Source organism: Saccharopolyspora galaxeae, from assembly GCF_016526145.1.
GTDB classification, from domain to species: domain Bacteria; phylum Actinomycetota; class Actinomycetes; order Mycobacteriales; family Pseudonocardiaceae; genus Saccharopolyspora_C; species Saccharopolyspora_C galaxeae.
In genome coordinates this window covers 290879-312110 of the sequence record NZ_JADDUE010000003.1, presented here as the reverse complement: position 1 = coordinate 312110, position 21232 = coordinate 290879, and the positions used below count along the sequence as shown (strand labels likewise).

Here is a 21232-nt window from a genome sequence, read left to right as displayed (position 1 = left end):
GCCCGGCGCCGCTCGCCGAACAGCTCTGCGGGCGTGTGTGCGACGACCGCCGGGGCGATGTGAAAACCTGGAAGTGTGGCCGCAAGCCGTTCGCACCCGAACCAGCCGAACATCTCCAGCCCGGACACCTCCGGCACCCGGGAGGAGTCGAGGATGGTGAACCCGGAACCGGCGCAACCGCAGCAGCCGGGCAGCCCTGCGGACTCCCCGCAGCCGGTCGGCGCGCAGCCCCGCGACCCGGACACCCCCGCGTCGCCTGCCGAGTCGTACTCGGCGCACCGGCACCGCAGCGCGCACCCGAAGTTCGCGGAGTTCGCCGGCGAGCTCTCCTTCGACCTGGACCCGTTCCAGCGCACCGCCTGCCAGGCCCTGGAGTCCGGGCACGGCGCGCTGGTGTGCGCGCCGACCGGCGCGGGCAAGACGGTGGTCGGGGAGTTCGCCGTGCACCTGGCGCTGGCCGAGGGCCGCCGCTGCTTCTACACCACCCCGATCAAGGCGCTGTCCAACCAGAAGTACGCCGACCTCTGCGAGCGCCACGGCACCGGCGCGGTCGGGCTGCTGACCGGCGACACCTCGATCAACGGGGACGCGCAGGTGGTGGTGATGACCACCGAGGTGCTGCGGAACATGCTCTACGCGAGTTCCCAGGGCATCGACCAGCTCGGCTACGTGGTGATGGACGAGGTGCACTACCTCGCCGACCGGTTCCGCGGCGCGGTGTGGGAGGAAGTGATCCTGCACCTGCCGCAGCAGGTGCAGCTGGCGAGCCTGTCGGCGACGGTCAGCAACGCCGAGGAGTTCGGCGAGTGGCTGGTCGAGGTCCGCGGCGACACCCGCGTCGTGGTCGACGAGCACCGCCCGGTGCCGCTGTGGCAGCACATGCTGGTGGGCTCGCGGATGTTCGACCTGTTCGGCGGTGAGACCGAGGACCGCGAGCTGAAGCTGAACCCGCGGCTGCTGCGGCACACCCAGGAACTCGCCCGCACGCACATGCCGCCGGGCCGCGGTCGCGGCGGCCCGCCGGGGCGGCGCAAGGGGCCGAAACCGCCGAAGTTCTTCACCCCGTCGCGGGTGGAGGTGCTGACCAACCTGGACGCGGCCGGGCTGCTGCCCGCGATCGTGTTCATCTTCAGCCGCGCCGGTTGCGACGCCGCGGTGAGCCAGTGCGTGCGCTCGGGCCTGCGGCTGACCACCGAGCACGAGGTGGACGAGATCCGCGAGGTGGTCGAGGAGCACACCGCCTCGCTGCCGGAGTCCGACCTGGAGGTGCTGGGTTACTGGGAGTGGCGGGACGCGCTGGAGCGCGGTGTCGCCGCCCACCACGCCGGCCTGCTGCCCGCGTTCAAGGAGACCGTCGAGGAGCTGTTCGTGCGCGGCCTGGTCAAGGCCGTGTTCGCCACCGAGACCCTCGCGCTGGGCATCAACATGCCTGCCCGCACGGTGGTGCTGGAGCGGCTGGTCAAGTTCAACGGCGAGTCGCACGTCGACCTCACCCCCGGCGAGTACACCCAGCTCACCGGCCGGGCGGGCCGCCGCGGCATCGACGTGGAGGGCCACGCGGTCGTGATCTGGCAGCCGGGCGTGGACCCGAAGCAGGTCGCGGGTCTGGCTTCCACCCGCACGTACCCGCTGCGCTCGTCGTTCCGCCCCGGCTACAACATGGCGGTGAACCTGGTGCAGCGCGTCGGCCGGGACGCCTCGCGGGACCTGCTGGAGCAGTCGTTCGCGCAGTTCCAGGCGGACCGCTCGGTGGTCGGCATGTCCCGCCGGGTGGAGCGCAACGCCGAAGCGCTGGAGGGCTACGCCGAGTCGATGGAGTGCCACCTCGGCGACTTCGCCGAGTACTTCGCGCTGCGCCGCCGCATCAGCGACCGGGAGAAGGCGCTGGCCAAGCAGAACCGCGCGTCGCGGCGCGCGGAGGCGGCGAAGTCGTTGGAGAAGCTGCGCAAGGGCGACGTGATCCAGGTGCCGTCCGGCCGCCGGGCCGGGCTGGCCGTGGTGATCGATCCCGGGCTGGAGCCGATGGGCGAGCCGCGCCCGCTGGTGCTCACCGAGGACCGCTGGTCGGGCCGGTTGTCGGTGGCCGACTTCAGCTCACCGGTGGAGGCGCTGGGCCGGATGAAGCTGCCCAAGCACGTCGACACCCGGTCCCCGAAGTCCCGCCGCGACCTGGCTTCCGGGCTGCGCGAGACCGGAATCGCCCCGCGCAGCGGGCGCGGCAAGCGGCGCGACGACTCGGGCGACGACGCGGAGCTGGCGAGCCTGCGCCGCGCGCTGAAGGCCCACCCGTGCCACGGCTGCGACGACCGGGAGAAGCACGCCCGCTGGGCCGAGCGGCACGAGCGACTCCGCTCCGAGACCGACAACCTGCGCCGCAAGGTCGCGACCACGACGCATTCGCTGGCCCGCTCGTTCGACCGGATCATCGCGCTGCTGTCCGAGCGCGACTACGTGACGGTCGACGACCCGGAGAAGCCGGTGACCGAGCACGGCCGCCGGCTCTCCCGCCTCTACAGCGAGTCGGATCTGCTGGCCGCGGAGTGCCTGCGGGTCGGCGTCTGGGATTCGCTGGGGCCGCCGGAGCTGGCAGCGGTGGTGTCCTCGCTGGTCTACGAGTCGCGGCGGGAAGGCCCGATGGCGCCCGCGGTGCCATCCGGCGACGTGTCCGACGCGCTGGCCGCGACGTGGCGGTTGTGGGCCGAGCTGGAGGACGACGAGCGCAGGCACAAGCTCGACCGCACCCGCGAACCGGACCCGGGCTTCGCGTGGCCGGTGTTCCGCTGGGCCCGCGGCGAGTCGCTGGAGCGGGTGCTCACCGCCGCCGCGTCGACCGGGCACGAGCTTTCCGCCGGTGATTTCGTGCGCTGGTGCCGCCAGGTGATCGACCTGCTGGACCAGGTCGCCAAGGTCGCGGGCAAGTCCGACCCGGTCGGTTCGGCCGCGGCGAAGGCGGTCACCGCGATCCGCCGCGGTGTGGTGGCCGCCGGGGCGGTGTGATCATCGGCGTCCGGGCGCTGTGATTGGATTCGCGGGCGCGGTGTTGCGGGGGTCGCACCGTTCTCGCCCGCCTGAGCATTTCGTCCGGAGGTATTCATGACCGGCCCCTACGGCCCGCCCGGTGCCCCGCAACGGGGCACAGCTGCGCAACGTCCGCCGACCGGCTACCGCGGTGAACCCGGTCCCGCGGGACCGCGGCGCCGTTCCGGCAAGTTGCCGTGGTTGATCGGCGCGCTGGTGCTGCTGGTGGTGGCCGCGGCCGTCGCGTTCGTCGGGTTCGTTTCGCCCGGGCTGCTGGTGCGTCCCGAGCTGGACGCGACGAGCGTGCAGCAGGGCGTGCAGCAGACGTTGCGCACGTCTTACCGTCTCGGCGCCGTGCAATCGGTGCGCTGCCCGGCGGGGCAGGTCGCCGATCCGGGCAGCAGCTTCGAGTGCCAGGTCGATCTCGGCGGCGAGCGCAAGTCGGTGCCGGTGACGGTCCGCGATTCCTCCGGGGTGTACGAGGTCGGCTATCCGCGCTGAGCCGGAAATCCGTTCGACGGATCGCTTTCTCGCGGGCAAGATGCATGGGGTGAGCGAGGTCAACGTCCGGCCGCTGGCCGATTCCGAATTCCGCCCGGCGCTCGATCTGTTCGTCGCATCGTTGCAGCACGGCCAGCGCCCGTCGGAGGAGCGCTGGCAGCGTTCCTCCACCCGCTACGAGCCGGGGCGGGTGTTCGGCGGGTTCGTCGACGGCGAACTCAGCGGCACCGCGATGTCGTTGCCTTCCACGCTGGTGGTGCCGGGCGGTGCGGTGCTGCCGTCGGCCGCGGTCACCGGTGTTGGCGTGCGCGCGGACCGGACCCGCCGGGGCTTGCTGCGCGGCTTGATGGACGCGCAGCTGGCGGACACCAAGCGGCGCGGGGAGCGGCTGGCGATGCTGCACGCTTCGGAGACCGCGATCTACCCGCGCTTCGGCTACGGCATGGCCAGCCGCAGCCAGCGCGTGGCGCTGCGCCGTGCAGACGCGGTCCTGCGCCCCGATGCGCCCGGTGACGGCAACGTGCGCCTGCTCGACGGTGCGACGGCGGAGAAGCTGCTGCCGGAGACGTACGCGCGGATCGGCAATGCGCGGCACGGGATGATGGCGCGCAGCGAGGGCTGGTGGACGACGCGGCTGGCCGACACCGTCGACAACGGCGGCGGCATGTTCGTCGCGGTGCATTCCGGCCCGGACGGCGACGACGGTTTCGTGCTCTACGAGACGGAGAAGACCGACCACGTCTTCGGCAACGGTTCGATCACCGCGAAGGTCGTCGACCTGCACGCGGCCGACACCGCCGCGGAGGCTTCGCTGTGGCGCTTCCTGCTCGGCCTGGACCTGGTGACCGACGTGATCGCCCCGGACCGCCCGATGGACGAGGCGCTGTCGTGGTGGCTGGCGGATTCGCGCGCCTGCCAGGTAACCCGGGTCGACGACGATCTGTGGGTGCGGCTGGTGGATGTGCCGCACGCGCTGGCCGAGCGCACTTACGGCGCGGCCGAACCGGTGATCATCGAGGTGCGGGACGCGGTGCTGCCGGAGAACGCCGGAAACTACCGGATCACCTCCGACGACGCCGTGCCCTGCGACGAACCCGCACAGATCACGCTCGACGCGGACGCTCTCGGCTCGATCTACCTGGGCGAGGTAGCCCCTTCCACCCTCGCCGCCGCGAACCGCATCCAGGTGCACGACCCCGCGGCCCTGGCCCCCGCGGACGCGCTGTTCGCCACGGCGCGCCCGCCTTGGTGCGGCACCCAGTTCTGATCCGCGCCACGCGGTCGGTTCACCTCAGTCCAGCGGTGCGACCAGCAGCGGGAGCTCCCGGATGGCTTCCAGTCCGCAGGGCAGCCCCGCCAGCGCGCAGACCGCGCGGATGCCGAGGTAGTCGTCGAGCTCGGGATCGCAGGATCCCGCCGATTCGAAGGCGGCGCGGATTTCGGCCGGGGCGTCCTCGGGGAGATCGCTCAACTCGAACACCGCGCTCGCGTTGGTGAGCAGCTCGCCGCCGACGGCGTAGACGAAACCGGCCTGTCCGGTGATCGTGACGTAGCCGGTCGCCGCTGCTGCGCCTTCGCCGGAGAGCACTTGCGCGGTTTCCAGGTCCGGGTCCGCGGTCCTCAAGAAGCCGAGGGTGTGGCCGAGGTCGTCGTAGACGAAGGTCCAGTCGCCGACTCGCCCGGCCAGCAGCACCGCCGTCGGGTTCAGCGGCGCGATGGCGGCTCCGGGCAGCGACGTGTGCTCGTCGGGGCGTTCGGCGGGCAGTTCGCAAGAGGAGATCGACTGCCGATCGGCCCCCAGCAGTTCCAGCGCGCGCGCCGGTTCGAGGTCGCGGACCACGTGCACGAGGTGGTTCGGATCGTCGTGGGCGAGTTCGCTGATCCAGACCGGGCATCCGATTTCATCGACGGTTTCCGGATCGAACCCGGGCGTGGACATGCGATCTCCTCTTCGGTGCGCGCCGACTGCTCACCACTCCTTTTTCGGGTGGCCGCGAAGACGAGGCGATAATCGCCGGAATCCGGGTGTTCGCCGGGACGTTGCGAGCAGCGCTCGCCGAGCAGCGGGGAAATCCCTCGTGCTGATCCGTTCCGGCCGGGACCGCTCCGGCGAATGCTCGTGCAGCCCCGGCGGATCAGAAAGCGGCGGTGAGGCGTTCCAGCGGCCCGCCGAGGTTCCAGGCGCGGTCGAGTTCGGTCAGGCGGTCCGGGTCGGCCGCGGATTTCGGGAGCGGGTCGGGGCGGTCGAGGACGACCGGGGCGTCGCGGACCACGCGGACCACGGACGGGGCCGCGGCCAGGTATTCGGCGGAATCGGCGAGTTTGCCGCGCACTCGCGGGGTCAGCCGCTTGTCCCCGGCTTCGGCGGCGGAAAGCAGCGCGGCGAGCGAACCGAATTCGGTGATCAGCTTGGCGGCGGTCTTCTCGCCGATGCCCGCGACACCGGGCAGGCCGTCGGACGGATCGCCGCGCAGCACCGCCATTTCCGCGTAGGCGTCCCCGGCCCGGGAAGGATCGAGCGCGTAGCGCTCGGCGAGTTCGGCCGGGCCGTAGTTCTGCGCCTTCGCCAGCCCGCCGCCGACGTAGATCACCCGCACCGGCGCGGGCTCCGGCCGCACCAGCTGGAACAGGTCGCGGTCGCCGGTGACGACTTCGACGGGGTCGGTGCGTTCCCGCTCGGCGAGCACTCCGATCACGTCATCGGCCTCGTAGCCCTCGGCTTCGGCGGTGGCGATGCCGAGCGCGTCGAGCACGTCGAGGATCACCGGGATCTGCGGGCTGAGCGTGTCCGGAACGTCCTCGGCGTCGGGATCTTCCTCGGCGACCCGGTGCGTCTTGTAGGTCGGCAGCGCGTCCACGCGGAACTGCGGCCGCCAGTCGTTGTCCAGGCAGGCGACGAGCCGCGTCGGCCGCCGCTCGGTGATGAGCTTGGCGAGCATGTCGCAGAACCCGCGCACCGAGTTCACCGGCGTCCCGTCCGGCGCTGTCAACGACTCCGGCAGCGCGTAGTACGACCGGAACCACAGCCCGGCGGCGTCGATCAGCATGAGAGATCCCGTCACGACCTCACCCTGTCACGCCGCCCCGACAGCCGCCCCGGAGCCCGCAGCGCTCACGGTGCGTCGAAGCGCCCCTGCCGGATGGCGGTGAGCAGCGTCGGGACATCGACGGGCAGCGTCGGGCCTTCTGGGTCCTTGGAGTCGCGCACTCGGCCGCGCGGAATGGACAGTTCGACGCAGTTGCTGTTCGGGTGGGACCGGCTGGATTTCTGCCAGCGCATTTGGCTCATGTTCGGCTCTCCTGCTCGCCGTTCGCGGTGTTGGGGCTGCCCGGGGCCGGTGAGCGGCGGGGTCGTGTGCTGCTCACCGGCCCGGTGTGCGGTCACCGGCGGTCGAAGCGTCCCTGCCGGACGGCGGTGAGCAGTGTCGGTACGTCGATCTGTAGCACTGGTCCGTTCGGGTCTTTGGAGTCGCGCACTCGGCCGCGCGGGACGGACAGTTCGACGCATTCGCCGTTGGGGTGCGTGTAGCTGGACTTCTGCCAGTACGGTTCACTCATCGTGACTCTCCCAATCATTGCGAGCCTGCTCGATGAACCTTAGCGATTCCGACTGATCAAAGGCAAGTTTTCGGATTTCCTTGAGAGCCTGCCGGTGCTCGTTGACGTCGTGTTCGGTAGGTACGAATGCTCCCGAACTGAAATGTTCAAAATGGACCACGGGTGGCGCCGCCGGGAAATCGTAGAGCACGAACGGTCCGGACAGCCCGGGGTGGTAGCCGGTCTCAAGTGGAACCAGACGGATTGTGATGTTCGGGCGTTCGCTCATCTCGATCAGGTGGCCGAACTGCTCGGCCATGACCCGCGGAGTGGCAATGTTCTGCCGCAGCACGACCTCGCTGACGATGGCCTCGAACCGCAGTGGATCACTACGAGTGAGGACTTCGCTGCGACCGGACCGAACCATCAGCCGGATGTCCTCCTCCTCCGGAGGCAGCGTGCCATCCCACATCATGGCGCGCGTGAAATCGGGTGTTTGCAGCAGTCCGGGAACCATCATCGGGGACCACTGGGACATCGCCGATGCCGCCCGCTCGCTCTCGATGGCTCCGGCGAGTTGTTGCGGGATCCCGGCGAGCCCGACGGTGAGCCAGTTCGGTTCGGTGGTGTTGCGGGCGAGGTCGAGGATGCGTTCCCGGTCGCCGGACGGCACCCGCAGCGCGGCGAGGATCATGGCGACGGTCTCGATGCTCGGCACCCGGCTGCCGTTCTCCCAATGTGACAATTGGGTGTGCGAAAGTTCCAGTTGACGGGAGAGTGCGCGCAACCCGACTCCGCTCGCGCGGCGGGTTTCCCGCAATGCGGCGGACAGCGCCCTCGCCCGGGGCGTACCTGCGGTTCTGTTCATGTTGATTCCGTTTCTCCGGGCAGCGCCGATAGCGGCACCGATGCGCGGGCCGATGATCACGCGAACGCAGCATTGGTGTTGCCGCGGCGCTGACAGTCATGCTGATCGAGCAAACAGTTCCGGCGAACGTCGGTAAAACCATACCGGCATGGTTCCGGCGTTCGAGCACCGCCCTGGCGGAAAACTCACGTCACATGACTGAATTCAGCGCGGAGGAGCAATGATGAATATTCCCGGCTCGCGATTCGGGCACCACCATCCTGATGCCGTCCCAACGCGGTGCAGGTGCCCGAAGGGCACCGCGGGCGCCGCCCCGCGCCACGCCCGAGCGTTGTCAGATGATTGTCACTCCCGGCCCGTGCACGCTCATAGAGTCGGACGCATGGACATCCAAGATGCCGCCGCGGGCGCGGGCGGCGTGTCCGCTGAGGGGATCGAATGGGCGTGGATGGCACCGGTGCGGGGGTCCCGGTGGCATCTGGTCTCGCGCGATGAGTGGGGCCCGGTCCTCGTCGCGAAGTGCGGCTACCCGCTGTGCGGCCAGGTGGACCGGGTGCTGACCGGTTCGCCGCAGCGCGGACCGCTGCTGGAGGGGGAGCAGCGGTCCGTGTGCACGTCCTGCCTGACCGCGGACGACGAGATCGCACCGCCGGACGACGAACTCGTGTGGCCGCCCGAACCCGCGGCTTGCGGCTGACCGACCTCGGCAGCCTGATCAATCCCGGCAGCTCGAGCCGGCCCGCCACCGCACCCCGACCGGTGGCCGGGCCTTGCCCGGCCGGACGAACGCGGCCCCGGACCGCGACGCCGGCCGGGTGCAGAGGGCCGGGGCGGGGGTGCTCTCCCTCTCCCGCCCCGGTTTCCTCGGACCCGGGTTCGGGCTTGTTCGCGGGAGCGCCCGGGTGGCGGAACCTCCGCCGCCGACCCGACGAAGATCAAGCACCCGGGGCTTCCCGCAGCAGGTTCCGCGAAGCGGTGCCGGTCGCCCGGGCACCGGAACGACTCCTCGTCACCGGCCGGTTCCCGGCGGAACGAGGCGAACCACCGCCCTGGCGTCCGGGGTCGGCGTGGTTAGGCTTGGCGGCCATGGCCACTGTCTCGCTCAAGCAGGATCCCGCGGTGCTCTCCGCCAGGCTGGACCGCGCCGCGGCCACCGCCGCGGACGCGAACCTGGACGCCCTGCTGATCACGCCCGGTTCGGATCTGCAATACCTGCTGGGAGTCCGCGGGGAATCGTTCGAGCGGCTGAGCACGCTGGTGCTGCCCGCGGCCGGTTCCGAAGCCGCGCCGGTGCTGGTGCTGCCGAAGCTGGAAGCGCCCGGCTACCACGACGTGCCCGCTGACGACCTCGGCGTCGAGGTGGTGACCTGGGTCGACGGCGAGGACCCGCACGCGCTGGTCGCGGACCTGCTGCGGCGCGAGCGCCAGCCCTCGCGGGTCGGGGTCGCCGATGTGATGCCCGCGCTGCACGCCTTGCCGCTGCAAGCCGCGGTCGGCGGCGAGCAGGCGCTGGCCGGTCCGGTGCTGCGCGAGCTGCGGATGCGCAAGGACCCGTCCGAGGTGGAGGCGCTGCGCACCGCGGGCGCGGCGATCGACCGCGTGCACGCGCGGATGGCCGAGTTCCTCACCGCGGGGCGCACCGAGGCGCAGGTGGGTGCGGACATCGCCGCCGCCATCGTCGAGGAGGGCCACACCGAGGCCGACTTCGTCATCGTCGGTTCCGCCGCGAACGGCGCGAGCCCGCACCACGCGCTGTCGGACCGCGTGATCGAGCGCGGCGACGTGGTGGTCGTCGACATCGGCGGGCCGATCCCGTCGGGCTACAACTCGGACTGCACCCGCACCTACGCGGTGGGGGAACCGTCGCAGCCGGACGTGCGCGACACCTACGCGGTGTTGCAGGCGGCCCAGCAGGCCGCGGTGCAAGCGGTGCGTCCCGGCGCCACCGCGGAGTCGATCGACGCGGCCGCGCGGGAACCGATCGCAGCCGCCGGGTTCGGGCGGGAGTTCATCCACCGCACCGGGCACGGCATCGGCCTCGACGTGCACGAGGAGCCGTACGTGGTCGCCGGGAACCGCCTCGAACTGGAGCCGGGCATGGCTTTCAGCATCGAGCCCGGCATCTACCAGGAAGGCCGCTGGGGCGCCCGGATCGAGGACATCGTGATCGTCACCGAGGACGGGGTGGACAGCGTCAACGAACAACCGCACGAGCTGGTGGTGCTACCCGCGTGAACGACCGCAACACTGGCGAGCTGGAAGCGACCGACCGGGCGATCCTGCGCGAACTCGTGCACGACGGCCGGTGCAGCTTCACCGATCTCGCCGAACGGGTGGGCCTGAGCGTGTCCGCCGTGCACCAGCGGGTCCGGCGGCTGGAGCAGCGCGGCGCGCTGCAGGGCTATGTGGCCAAAGTGGACGGTGAGCAGATCGGGCTGCCGATGACCGCGTTCATCTCGCTGACCCCGATAGATCCCGCGGCGCCGGACGATTACCCGCAGCGGCTGGAGCACCTGCCGCAGATCGAGTCCTGCTACTCGGTGGCGGGCGACGAGTCCTACATCCTGCAGGTGCGGGTGGAATCCCCGCTGGGGCTGGAGGATCTGCTGCGCCAGATCCGGGAGTGCGCGAAGGTCTCCACCCGCACGACCGTCGTGCTGTCCACACCGTACGAACACCGCCCGCCGCAGATCTGAGCGCCACTGGCCGTAGTGGACTGAGCCCTGGAGGCGGGGCGGAAACCAAGGGAGCGGACCGTTGGCCCGGCAAGAACGGGCGAGCGGTCCGCTCTTTTCGTGCCTGCGCGTATTGCGGTGTTATTCGTCCGATTTGAGCGAGTTTCCGGCTGTTCTTGCGATCGAATTGGCAAGCTGGGGCAAAAATTCCCTTGATCGCTGAACAATTGTATTGACACCACTTTTCGTCACTCGTTCGTGGTATGCGCGAGCGCCAGTGCAAAGTTTCACTTCGTGGATTTAATCGTCGTTTTCCCAGTGCACAGGCGCATAAGTGTCCCGGGGGCTGCAATGGATTCGGTTTGCGGCATTATCGCGGTCCCCATCCGCGCATCGGCCTGGCGACGCATTGAGCCGACGCGGTGGGAATCGGTGCCGTCGAATTGCGAGTGGGTGGCATGAAGTTCACGGAGATCGCGGACTACCAGGTTCGACCGGGCGCGATGACGCGGTGGACCGTCGTGCCTGCCGCAGCGGCCCGGCCGCGGGACGACGACCGCCCGCCGTCGCACCTGCAGGAGGACCACCTCCGCAACCACGCCGCCGCGGAGACCGCCCAGCCGAGTTGGCTGGCCGTCGGGTTCGATCTTCCGGGCGAGCTGGACGAAACCGCACTTCGTGCTGCCGTGCTGCGCTGGCTGGACCGGCACGAGTCGCTGCGCAGCGAACTCACCCATCAAGCTGGCGAGCTCCGGCGTCGCACCTGGGGTCCGGGACGGCTTTCGTTGTCCCGCAAGGAAATCGGCGACTTCGATGCCGATGAGGAGATCACCGCCGAGCTGCGCGCGATGTTCAACGCGCACACCGACCCCACCGGCTGGCCGTCCTACGTGTTCGCAACGATCTCGCGCGCCGACTCGGTGACGCTGTGCATGGCGTTCGATCACGGGAACGTGGACGGGTACTCGATCCTGCTGGCGGCGCACGAGGTTCAGGAGCTCTACGCGGCCGAGCGCGAAGGGCGCGGCGCGGAGCTGGCCGAGGTCGGCAGCTACGTCGATTTCTGCGCCGAAGAGCGGGTTTTCACCGATGGATTCGAGCGCTCCGACGAGATCGTGGGCGAGTGGGCGGATTTCGTCGCCTCCTGCGGAGGCGAGCTGCCGAGCTTCCCGCTGCCGCTGGCGGGCGCGGACCTGCGGGTGGACCCCGTGGTGTCCGGTTTTTCGGGGCCGCAACGCGGATTCTGCCGACGGCTGTTGGACGAAGAGGGCGCCGACGCGCTGGAGACCTCGTGCCGCCGCAACGGCGGCAGCGTGTATTCCGGCGTGCTGGCGACCCTCGGCACGGTCGCGAACCTGATGTCGCAGCAGACCACGTTCCGCACGTTGCTGCTGCTGCACACTCGTTCCGCGCAGCGGTGGGCGCAGTCGGTCGGCTGGTTCGTCGGTGTCGCACCGATCCAGCTGCGCACTCCCGAGAGCATCACCGGCGGAGCCGACGTGCTCGAAATGCTGCCCACCGCGGGCAACGCGTTGCGCACGGCGAAGCCGTTGTCGGCGGTTCCGCTGCCGAAGGTCTCCGAACTGCTCGGGACCGAGCTCGTGCCGCGCTTCGTGCTGTCCTACATGGACATGCGCGCCAGTCCAGGCGCGTGCAACTGGGACGACTGGAACGCGCAAGCGCTGCACGCGCCCGCCACTTCGGCGGACGAGGTTTACCTCTGGGTCAACCGCAACCACAACGGCATCGACGTGACGTGCCGCTTTCCCGGCACCGCGGCGGCAGCGGCGGTGCTCGACGACTACGTGCACCAGATCCGGCGGCTGCTGCGCGCGGTGGCCGTCGCCGGTCTCGCCACCACCATCCCTCCAATGTGGACGGAGTCCGCACCGGAACGCGAGTCCGCGCCGGACGCCGTGTCCCGAACCAGCTGAAAGGAGTCAGCTCCGTGCGGATGAACGAACTCTCGCAGCAGGAGCCGGAACCCGGCCTGCTCGTAGAATGGCGGCCGACCACTCGCACCGAGGTGGCCGTGCAGCAGCGCGCGGAACATCCCGCACCGGCTTCGCCCATCCAGGAGAGCCACTTGCGCCGGGAGGTGGCCAACGATGCCGCGGGGGTGGCGCATTCTTCCTGGCTGGGCACGTCTTTCGAGCTGCCGGGCAGGATCGACCCGGACGCGATGGCGGCGGCCTGGCGGCAATGGGTGCGCAGGCACGGCACGATGCTGACGTGGTTCGAGCCGGATGCCGACGGCGAGCTGCGTCGGTACGCGATCGCTGGTGACGACGTGGAATTCGCGCCCGTCGAACTGGGCGAGCACACCGGCCCCGAAATCCGCGAGCACCTGCTGAACCGGTTCGACGACGCGGCGAAAGCGCTGCACTGGCCGCCGTTCGTGCTCGGCGCGGTGCTGCGCGCAGAATCGTCCACTGTGTACTTCGCAGTGGATCACGGGCACACCGACGGATATTCGATGGTCCTGGTGTTCGACGAGCTGCGGCGGCTCTACGAGCAGGAGATCACCGGAGTTGACCCCGGACTGCCGGAGGTCGGCGACCACGCGGAATTCGCCGCGCGGGAACGAGCCGCCGAGATCCCGGAGCGGTCGCTGACCGCCGCCGTCGAGCTGTGGAGCGATTTCTGGCTCAGCGGCGGGAAAAAGCCCGCGGGATTCCCGCTGTCGCTCGGGCTGGCCGACGGCGAGGCAGCGACCTCCCGGCTGACCGAGTACGAGTTGTTCGACCCCCGGCAGGCCAACGTGTTCGGGCGCCGTTGCCGGGAGCACGGCGGTGGTTTCGCGGCAGGCCTGTTCGTGGCGCTGGCCATCGCTTCGGCCGAGCTGGCCGGGGAGGAGACGTACCGGACGCTGACTCCGGTGCACACCCGCGACGAGCCGCGCTGGGCGGCCGCGCACGGGTGGTTCATCAACCTGGTCCCGATCCACTTCGAGCTGACCGGTTCGCGCACCTTCGGCGAAGTGCTGCTCCAGGCCGAGCAGGCGTTCGCCCGGGCGCGCGGCATCGCGGACGTGCCGATGATCAAGCTGATGCAGCACCTCGGCTCGCGGCTCTCGCTGGACGGCATCGAACAGACGGTGCTGCCGATGACGTCGTTCATGGATGGGCGGCGGATTCGCGGCCACGAGGATTGGCAGCGTGCGGACGCGCAGGTCCTCGGCGGCCCGCGCGAAGAGACCGACGTGATGCTCTGGGTCAACCGGGCGCGGGAGTGGACCTGCCTGCTGGTCAGCCATCCGGACACCCAGGTGGCCGCCGAGAACGTCGGCCGCTACTCGGAGCGGGTGCGTTCGGTGCTGCACCGGGTCGTCGAGCACGGGGATCACGAACTGCGCCGCGAGCACGCGCGGCCCGAACCGGCGTCACCGGGCTGACTTTCCCCGATCACCGGGGAAAACGCGAAAAGTCCCTTGTGGACGATCCACAAGGGACTTTTTCCGTGCGGCGCGGGCTCAGCCCAGCGCTGCGTCCAAGGTGATCGTGGTGCCGGTCAGCGCGGCCGAGACCGGGCAGATCTCCTTGGCCTTCTGCGCGGCCTGCTGGAAGGTGTCCTCGTCGGCGCCGGGAACGTTGGCGCGCACGGTCAGCGCGATGCCGGTGATGGCGAACCCGCCGCCGGACTTGCCGAGGGTGACCTCCGCGCTGGCGTCGATCCGCTCCGGGGTGAGCCCGGATTCCCCGAGCACGCCGGAAAGCTGCATGCTGAAGCAGGAGGAGTGCGCGGCCGCGATCAGCTCCTCCGGGCTGGTCTGCCCGGCCGGGTCCTCCGCGCGCGTCGCGAACGAGACCGGGAACTGGCCCGCGTTCGAGGAATCCAGCGTCACCAGGCCCGACCCAGAGCCCAGGTCGCCGTTCCAAGTGGTCGTGGCGTTGCGATCGGCCATGGCAGTTCTCCTTGTCGTCGACTGCGTCGGGTGCCGGGTCCTCCCGGGGCGGCCGGGTCTTCCCGGAACGGCGGGGTCTTCCCGGAACGGCCGGGATCGGCCGCACTGCCGGGAACACCCCGAGCCTGGCAAAGCTTCCTTGATCATGCCGTGCGGAATCTCATCGCGCACCGGACCGGCCGCGGGCGGCCCCGGCTACGAATGATCTACGGTCACCGGAATCCGAGCGGACCGGATCCGGGTCAATCCGCCGGACGCACCTCGGTGAGGCTGTGAATCAACGGCGGCAGCGTCTGCATGATGGTGTCCCGCGCGGCCTTCTCGGCGTCCTGCGCACCGGAGAGGATCGCCTCCTGCATCGCGGACTCGAACTGGTCCAGCAGCAGCCGGGTCAGGTGCAGCGGATCGATCAGGAAGCGCAGCCCCACCGAGCCGAGCGCGGCGTCGACTATCGACGCCAGCTCGTGCTGGAACGCCTGCGAACTCTCCAGGAAGCGCGGCGCGACCTGCGGATCGCGCATCGCCAGCAGCCGGAATTCGCTGTTGAGCAGCGACCACTGCCGGTTCTCCGGCTGCACCGCCAGGATGTCGGCGATCACCCCTTCGATCCGCGCCGGATCGGGCTTGCCGCCGGTTCCGCCGAGCGCGGCGACCGCGTCGTCGAACCGTTCGCGCAGCGTCTCCAGCCGCATCCGGTTCTCCCGGTCGGCCAGTGCGAAGAACAGCTCCTCCTTGCTGGCGAAGTTGGAGTAGAACGCGCCGCGGGTGAACCCGGCGTCGTCGCAGATGGCCTCGATGGAGGTGCCGTTGATGCCGTGCTCGCAGAACTGCCGGTAGGCGGCGTCGATGAGCCGTTCCCGCGTCTTGGCCCGGCGCGCGGTCTCCCGTGCGCCGCCTTCCGGCGCCCCGGCGGCCTTGCTCGTGTTCACGCGGACTTCCTCCTCGACGCCGGACCAGGATGACCCAGGACCGGGATCTATACCAGCAGTTTCGACCTTGGACTTGCACCCGGGTGGGGACGGTCGATGGTATCGGATACGCTGCTGTATCGGATACAGCGCCGTATCCGTGTCCTTCGTCCGTTAGTGGCATAGACCCGTCCGGTACGTCCGGTGACAGGGAGTCTGGCGTGTCGTCGTTCCTCTACTCAGTCGGTCGCCGAGCATTCGCCGCCCGCAAGACCGTCCTGCTGATCTGGCTGCTGGTGCTGGCCATCGCGGGAGGCGGTGCGGGCCTGATGAACCAGGGCCTGGACAACAACGTCAGCATCCCGGGCACCGAGGCGCAGAACGCCCTCGAGCGGCTGTCGGTGACTTTCCCGCAGACCAGCGGCGCCTCGGCGCAGGTCCTCACGGTCGCGCCGCAAGGCGTGCGCGATCCGGCCGTGCACGCCGAGATCGACAAGACCGTCCGCGAACTCGAGAACATGGACGGCGTCGCCTCGGTGATCTCGCCGTACCAGGAGGACCTGGGCGGTTCGATCAGCGACGACGGCCAAGCCGGCATCATCATGGCCCAGCTCGAAGGCCAGACCCAATCGATCGGGCAGCCCACCAAGGACCGCATCGCCCAGATCGCCGCCGACCTGCAGGACCGGCTGCCGGAAGGTGCGCAGGCCTCGCACGGCGGTCCGTTGTTCTCCACCGAGATCCCGGGCCTGAGCATCGTCGAAGCGCTCGGCCTGGTGATCGCGATCGTGGTGCTCGTGATCACCCTCGGCTCGTTCCTGGCGGCAGGGATGCCGCTGATCAACGCACTGCTAGGGGTGGGGATCTCCACCGCGCTGATCTTCCTGGCCACGGCGATTTGGACGATCAACGCGACCACCCCGCTGCTGTCGCTGATGCTCGGCCTGGCCGTGGGCATTGACTACGCGCTGTTCATCGTGTCCAGACACCAGCAAGAACTGGCCGAGGGCGTATCGCCGCAGGAAGCCGCGGCGCGCTCCACGGCCACCGCGGGTTCGGCGGTCATCTTCGCCGGGCTCACCGTGATGATCGCGCTGGTCGGGCTCGGCGTGGCGGGCATCCCGTTCCTGACCACGATGGGCATCGCGGCCGCGGTCGGCGTCGGCATCGCGGTGCTGGTGTCGGTGACGCTGATGCCCGCGCTGCTGGGCTTCGCGCGCAACCGGATCAAGGCGCGGGAACCGAAAAAGCGCGCCAAGCGCCCGTTCGGCGAGCGGTTCTTCAGCGGCTGGGTGCGCGCGGTGACCCGCTTCCCGATCGTCACCGTGGTGCTCGTGATCGGGGCGCTCGGGATGGCCACGTTGCCAGCGGCCGGGCTGCGGCTGGCACTGCCCGACTCCGGGGCGCTGCCGAAGGAAGACCCGGCCCGGGTCACCTACGAGCGAATCGCCGAACACTTCCCGAAGGGCTTCAACGGCCCGCTGATCGTCACCGGCAACATCGTCACCAGCAACGACCCGCTCGGGCTGATGAACGACCTCAAGGGCGAGATCGAGCGGCTGCCCGGCGTGGCCGACGTGCCGATGGCCACCCCGAACCCGACCGCCGACACCGGCATCGTGCAGGTGGTCCCGGAAGGCGCGCCGGATTCCGAGCAGACCAAGCAGCTCGTCGACGAGCTCCGCTCGCTGCGGCCGCACTTCCAGGAGACCTACGGGGTGAACCTCTCGGTCACCGGGTTCACCGCGGTCGGCATCGACGTCTCGGCCAAGCTCGGTGAGGCGCTGCTGCCGTTTGCCGTGGTCGTGGTCGGGCTGTCGCTGATCCTGCTGACGATGGTGTTCCGCTCCATCGCGGTGCCGATCAAGGCGACGCTGGGATACTTGCTCAGCATCGGGTCCTCGCTGGGCATCGTCGCGCTGGTGTTCCAGCACGGCTGGCTGGCCGAATTCTTCGGCGTCACCCGTGCCGGACCGGTGATCAGCTTCATGCCGATCGTGCTGATGGGCGTGCTGTTCGGGCTGGCCATGGACTACGAGGTCTTCCTGGTCACCCGAATGCGCGAGGAATTCGTGCACACCCGCGACGCGCGCGGGTCCGTCCACAGAGGATTCGTTTCCTCGGCGAAGGTCGTCACCGCCGCCGCGGTGATCATGTTCGCGGTGTTCATCGCGTTCGTGCCGGAGGGCGATGCGAACCTGAAGCCGATCGCGCTCGGGCTCGCCGTCGGCGTGTTCGTCGACGCGTTCATCGTGCGCATGACGCTGGTGCCCGCGGTGCTGGCGCTGCTGGGCGACCGGGCGTGGTGGATGCCGCGCAAGCTGGACCGGGTGCTGCCCTCGTTCGACGTGGAAGGCGAGAACCTGCGCGAGGAGATCGAGCTGGCCGACTGGCCCAGCCCCGGCTCCGACGAGGCGATCGCCTGCGAAGGGCTGCGGATGGCCGACCCGTCCGGCGGTGACCCGATCTACCAGGACGTCGGTTTCCTGTTGCCGCGCCAGGGAATCCACGTCGTGCGCGGCACGCACGAGTCCGCGATCAGCGCGTTGCTGCTGACGCTGTCCGGCCGGTTGAAGGCCGACGGCGGCAGGTTGAAGGTCCTCGGCTACGTGCTGCCCGCCCGTGCATCGTCGGTGCGCTCGCGGGTCGCCTACGTCGACGTCGGCGAAGGCGGTGCGGAGTCGGTGCGCAGCGCGCTCGCCGAGGATCCCGCCGTGCTGGTGCTGGACCGCACCGACCGGGTCTCCGACCCCGCGGCGCGCCTGGAGATCCGGGAGTTGCTGACCGGTTCCCGTCCCACGGTGCTGGCAGGAACGACCGGCCTGGCGGACGTGCGCGACATTCTGCCCGGGATCGGCTCGATGACCGAACTGCGAGACGACGCCGAAGCCATGCCCAACGTGCTCTCCGGCGCGACCCGGTAAGCCGCGACCGCTAGAAAGCAGAGGAATTCACTGTGAGTCCGTCGCTGAAGGAGCGGTCCCGGTTCCGGGTCCGCTGGCTGCCGCTGCTCGGCCTGCTGCTGGTGCCGCTGGCCATCGCGGGCCTGCTGACCTGGTCGCTGGGCAAACCGCAGGACCGGCTCAAGGACGTCAAGGCCGCGGTGGTGAACACCGACGAGCCGGTCGAGATCAACGGCCAGCTCACCCCGCTGGGCAGGCAGCTGTCCGCGAAGCTGGTCGGCGGTGAGATCAAGAGCAATTACACCTGGGAGTTCGCCACTCCGGAGACCGCGCGGGAAGGACTGGAGGACGGCACCTACTCGGCGGTCGTGACGATCCCGAAGAACTTCTCCCAGGCCGCCACCTCGTTCTCCGGCGATCCGGCGCAGGCCAAGCGCGCCACCGTCGACGTCGACACCGGCGACCGCAGCCGGCTGGCCGACGAGGCGATCAGCAAGACGGTGACCGACACCGCCGCGAACCTGCTCGGCCAGCAGTTGACCACCACCTACCTGGACAACATCTACGTCGGGTTCAACACCCTCAACGACCAGCTCGGCGAAGCCTCGAAGGGCGCGACGCAGCTGGCCGACGGCGCCGACCAGCTCGCGGGCGGCACCGATCAGCTCTCCGGTGGTGCAGGTCAGCTGGCGGACGGCACGCGGCAGCTCGCGGGCGGGCTCGGCGCGCTGGACAACGGCGCTGGTCAGCTCGCGCAGGGCATGAACGCGTTGACCGGCGGGTTGCAGCAGATCCAGCAGCAGACCGCGCAGCTGCCCGACCAGGTCGGCACGCTGGCCGATGTCTCCGCGAAGGAATCCCAGGGCGTGCAGCAGCTCAACACCGGGCTGCAGGGCATGGCCAAGGAACTGGGCGAGATGTCCAAGGAGTGCCCGCCCGGTGTGGTGCCGATGTGCAACAAGCTGGCGGTGCAGGCCGCGACGGCGAAGGCGCTGTCCGAGGGCGGCGGACAGCTGCAGCAGGCCAGCACCGGTGTTTCCGGTGGGCTGGAGCAGCTTTCCGGCGGGCTGCCCGCGCTCACCGGCGGTCTCGGCCAGCTCGCCGGAGGCGCCGAGCAGCTCAACGGCGGAATGGGGCAGCTCGCCGGCGGGCTGTCGCAGACCAGCGGCGGTGCCGGTCAGCTCGCCGACGGCGCCGACCAGCTCGCGGGCGGCACCCGCGGCCTCGCCGACGGCGCACGGCAGCTCGGCGACGGCACCGGGCAGCTGTCCGACGGCCTGGGCGAGGCGGTCGAGAAGCTGCCGAAGTACCCGGACGGGGACCGCGACAAGCTGGCGAAGGCGGTGGCGAACCCGGTCACGACCGCGGAAGGCACCTCCATCGGCTTCGGCTCGTCCGGCCTGGCGCTGTACGCGGTGCTGGCGCTGTGGGCAGGCGCGGTGATCACGTTCCTGGTGCTGCGCCCGAAGCCGGAGCGGACGCTGGAATCGACCCGCTCGTCGTTCCGGCTGGCTCTGGACCAGGCCCGATCGCCCGCCGCGCTCGCGGTGGTGCAGGGGCTGCTGGTGAGCGTGGTCGTCGGCATCGCCGGGGATCTCTCGGTGGGGCAGTGGTTCGGTTGCGCCGGGTTGCTGGCGCTGACGGCGGTCGCGTTCACCGCGGTCAACCAGGGACTCGCGGCCGCGTTCGGCAACATCGGGCGGTTCGTCGGATTGCTGGTGGGGCTGGTCGTGCTGGCGAACGGCTTCATCTCGGCGGTGCCCGGCGTGCTCGGGCAGATCTCCGCGGCGCTGCCGGTCGGTCCGGCGCAGGACGCGCTGCGGGCGCTCACCGGCGGCGGCACCGTCGGCGGCGGCTCGATCGCGGTGCTGGTCGTGTGGGGGCTGGCCGGACTGGTGGTGACTTACCTGGCCGTCGAGCGCGGCCGGACGGTCCGCGCCACCCAGTTCCGCCCGGCCTACACCTTCCGCCGCGGCATGGCATGACCGAGCGGGCCGGCCGGGACCACCGGCCGGCCCGTTTCCTTCCGATGTGGACGCCTCGCGCGGCTCAGCGCGGCGGCTGCGCAGCGGACGGCGTCAGGAACTCCGCGATCAGCGAGTTGACGCGGGCCGGTGACTGGCGTGCCGACCAGTGCCCGTTGCCGGGCAGCACCTCCAGGCGCGCGCCCGGGACCCGCCGGGCTGCTGCGGCGGTGTGCTCCGGTTTCACCCCGACGTCGCGGTCGCCCTGGATGAACAGCGCCGGGCAGCGGATCTCGGGCAGGCGGTCGCGCAGGTCCACGTTCATCGCGCGCAGGCCGATCGAGGCGTTCTGCCAATCCGAGGCGCCGGCGCCGTTGGCCAGCACTTCCCGGTGGATCTCGGTGACCACGTCGTCGAAGTCGGCGACCGGCCCGGCGAACAGCGCCCGCCTGGCGAACCAGGCGACCATCGCCCGGTGCCGGAACAGCAGGCCGGACAGGCGGGACGTGAGCGGGGCCAGCTTGGCGGTCAACCACAGCAGCTGGTGCAGACCGGGCGGGAACGACAGGACACCGCCCGGTGCCAGCGCGACCAGCCGCCGCACCCGCTCCGGGTGCTCGATGGCGTAGGCCAGCGTCAGCGCCCCGCCCTGGGACAGTCCGACCAGACTCGCGTCGTCGAGTCCGAAGTGGTCGAGCACGGCGCCGATGCAGCGCAGCATCACGTCGTGGTCGGCGGGTCCGCGCCACGGCCTGCTCGCGCCCTGCTTGGGCCAGTCCAGGGCGAAGACCCGGTGCTGGGTCGCGAGCGCGGGAATGAGGTGCCGCCAGCTCAGCAGCGCGTTGTCCAGCCCGGCGCCGCTGAGCAGCAGGACCGGACTACCGCTCTGCCCGGCGCTGAGCACGCGCAGGCTGCCCTCGGGAAGGTCGATGAAGGTGCTCCGGTGCATCAGGT

Annotated in this window: 18 protein-coding genes; 10 read left to right on the top strand and 8 right to left on the bottom strand. The window is 70.3% G+C overall.

The window, feature by feature from the left end:
• Positions 1–75: 75 nt before the first annotated feature.
• The 3 genes from INP57_RS09110 (at position 76) to INP57_RS09100 (ending at position 4786) form a co-directional block, all read left to right on the top strand.
• Entirely contained in the window at positions 76–2997 is a 2922-nt protein-coding gene (locus INP57_RS09110; protein ID WP_307849975.1) for a DEAD/DEAH box helicase, read from the top strand.
• Between the two features lie 96 nt (positions 2998–3093).
• Positions 3094–3519 (top strand): DUF4333 domain-containing protein, encoded by a 426-nt coding sequence (locus INP57_RS09105; RefSeq protein ID WP_200069663.1) that lies wholly within the window; start codon positions 3094–3096, stop codon positions 3517–3519.
• A 49-nt stretch (positions 3520–3568) separates the two neighbouring features.
• Positions 3569–4786 carry a GNAT family N-acetyltransferase gene (locus INP57_RS09100; RefSeq protein WP_200069662.1) on the top strand — a complete coding sequence of 406 codons (1218 nt, stop codon included), beginning with the start codon at positions 3569–3571 and terminating at the stop codon, positions 4784–4786.
• A gap of 24 nt (positions 4787–4810) precedes the next feature.
• On the opposite strand, the gene INP57_RS09095 is transcribed toward INP57_RS09100, so the two are convergent.
• The 5 genes from INP57_RS09095 to INP57_RS09075 form a co-directional block, all read right to left on the bottom strand.
• Complete coding sequence (locus INP57_RS09095) at positions 4811–5458, bottom strand: hypothetical protein (RefSeq protein WP_200069661.1); 648 nt, start codon at positions 5456–5458, stop codon at positions 4811–4813.
• A 196-nt stretch (positions 5459–5654) separates the two neighbouring features.
• Positions 5655–6566 (bottom strand): 5'-3' exonuclease, encoded by a 912-nt coding sequence (locus tag INP57_RS09090; protein WP_200069905.1) that lies wholly within the window; start codon positions 6564–6566, stop codon positions 5655–5657.
• 65 nt (positions 6567–6631) lie between these two features.
• The gene (locus INP57_RS09085; protein ID WP_200069660.1) at positions 6632–6808 is read right to left on the bottom strand and encodes a DUF397 domain-containing protein; all 177 of its coding nucleotides are present in this window, start codon (positions 6806–6808) and stop codon (positions 6632–6634) included.
• Between the two features lie 92 nt (positions 6809–6900).
• On the bottom strand, positions 6901–7077 hold the full coding sequence (locus INP57_RS09080; protein ID WP_200069659.1) for a DUF397 domain-containing protein: 177 nt from the start codon (positions 7075–7077) through the stop codon (positions 6901–6903).
• On the bottom strand, positions 7070–7984 hold the full coding sequence (locus INP57_RS09075) for a helix-turn-helix domain-containing protein (protein ID WP_307849974.1): 915 nt from the start codon (positions 7982–7984) through the stop codon (positions 7070–7072). Before INP57_RS09075 ends, INP57_RS09080 begins: the two co-directional genes overlap by 8 nt.
• A 322-nt stretch (positions 7985–8306) precedes the next feature.
• Here INP57_RS09075 and INP57_RS09070 point away from each other — a divergent pair, with 322 nt between their 5' ends.
• From INP57_RS09070 to INP57_RS09050, 5 genes are all read left to right on the top strand, one after another.
• Positions 8307–8621 carry a hypothetical protein gene (locus tag INP57_RS09070; RefSeq protein ID WP_200069658.1) on the top strand — a complete coding sequence of 105 codons (315 nt, stop codon included), beginning with the start codon at positions 8307–8309 and terminating at the stop codon, positions 8619–8621.
• Positions 8622–9010: 389 nt separating this feature from the next.
• On the top strand, positions 9011–10159 hold the full coding sequence (locus INP57_RS09065; protein ID WP_200069657.1) for a M24 family metallopeptidase: 1149 nt from the start codon (positions 9011–9013) through the stop codon (positions 10157–10159).
• Positions 10156–10620 (top strand): Lrp/AsnC family transcriptional regulator, encoded by a 465-nt coding sequence (locus INP57_RS09060; RefSeq protein WP_307849973.1) that lies wholly within the window; start codon positions 10156–10158, stop codon positions 10618–10620. Before INP57_RS09065 ends, INP57_RS09060 begins: the two co-directional genes overlap by 4 nt.
• A 437-nt stretch (positions 10621–11057) precedes the next feature.
• Positions 11058–12533, top strand: a complete 1476-nt coding sequence (locus INP57_RS09055; protein ID WP_200069656.1) for a condensation domain-containing protein — start codon at positions 11058–11060, stop codon at positions 12531–12533.
• A gap of 20 nt (positions 12534–12553) precedes the next feature.
• On the top strand, positions 12554–13993 hold the full coding sequence (locus INP57_RS09050) for a condensation domain-containing protein (RefSeq protein WP_233627261.1): 1440 nt from the start codon (positions 12554–12556) through the stop codon (positions 13991–13993).
• Positions 13994–14071: 78 nt separating this feature from the next.
• Here INP57_RS09050 and INP57_RS09045 read toward each other — a convergent pair whose 3' ends face one another.
• Both INP57_RS09045 and INP57_RS09040 read right to left on the bottom strand, forming a co-directional pair.
• On the bottom strand, positions 14072–14503 hold the full coding sequence (locus INP57_RS09045) for an OsmC family protein (RefSeq protein ID WP_200069654.1): 432 nt from the start codon (positions 14501–14503) through the stop codon (positions 14072–14074).
• Between the two features lie 242 nt (positions 14504–14745).
• Positions 14746–15432, bottom strand: a complete 687-nt coding sequence (locus tag INP57_RS09040) for a TetR/AcrR family transcriptional regulator (RefSeq protein ID WP_200069653.1) — start codon at positions 15430–15432, stop codon at positions 14746–14748.
• A gap of 200 nt (positions 15433–15632) precedes the next feature.
• Between INP57_RS09040 and INP57_RS09035 the strand changes: the two genes are divergently transcribed.
• Complete coding sequence (locus INP57_RS09035) at positions 15633–18335, top strand: MMPL family transporter (protein ID WP_200069652.1); 2703 nt, start codon at positions 15633–15635, stop codon at positions 18333–18335.
• Between the two features lie 32 nt (positions 18336–18367).
• Entirely contained in the window at positions 18368–20299 is a 1932-nt protein-coding gene (locus tag INP57_RS09030) for a YhgE/Pip domain-containing protein (RefSeq protein ID WP_200069651.1), read from the top strand.
• A 64-nt stretch (positions 20300–20363) separates the two neighbouring features.
• Here the strand turns inward: INP57_RS09030 and INP57_RS09025 are convergent, their stop codons facing one another.
• Positions 20364–21227 (bottom strand): alpha/beta fold hydrolase, encoded by an 864-nt coding sequence (locus tag INP57_RS09025; protein WP_200069650.1) that lies wholly within the window; start codon positions 21225–21227, stop codon positions 20364–20366.
• Between the last annotated feature and the right edge of the window lie 5 nt (positions 21228–21232).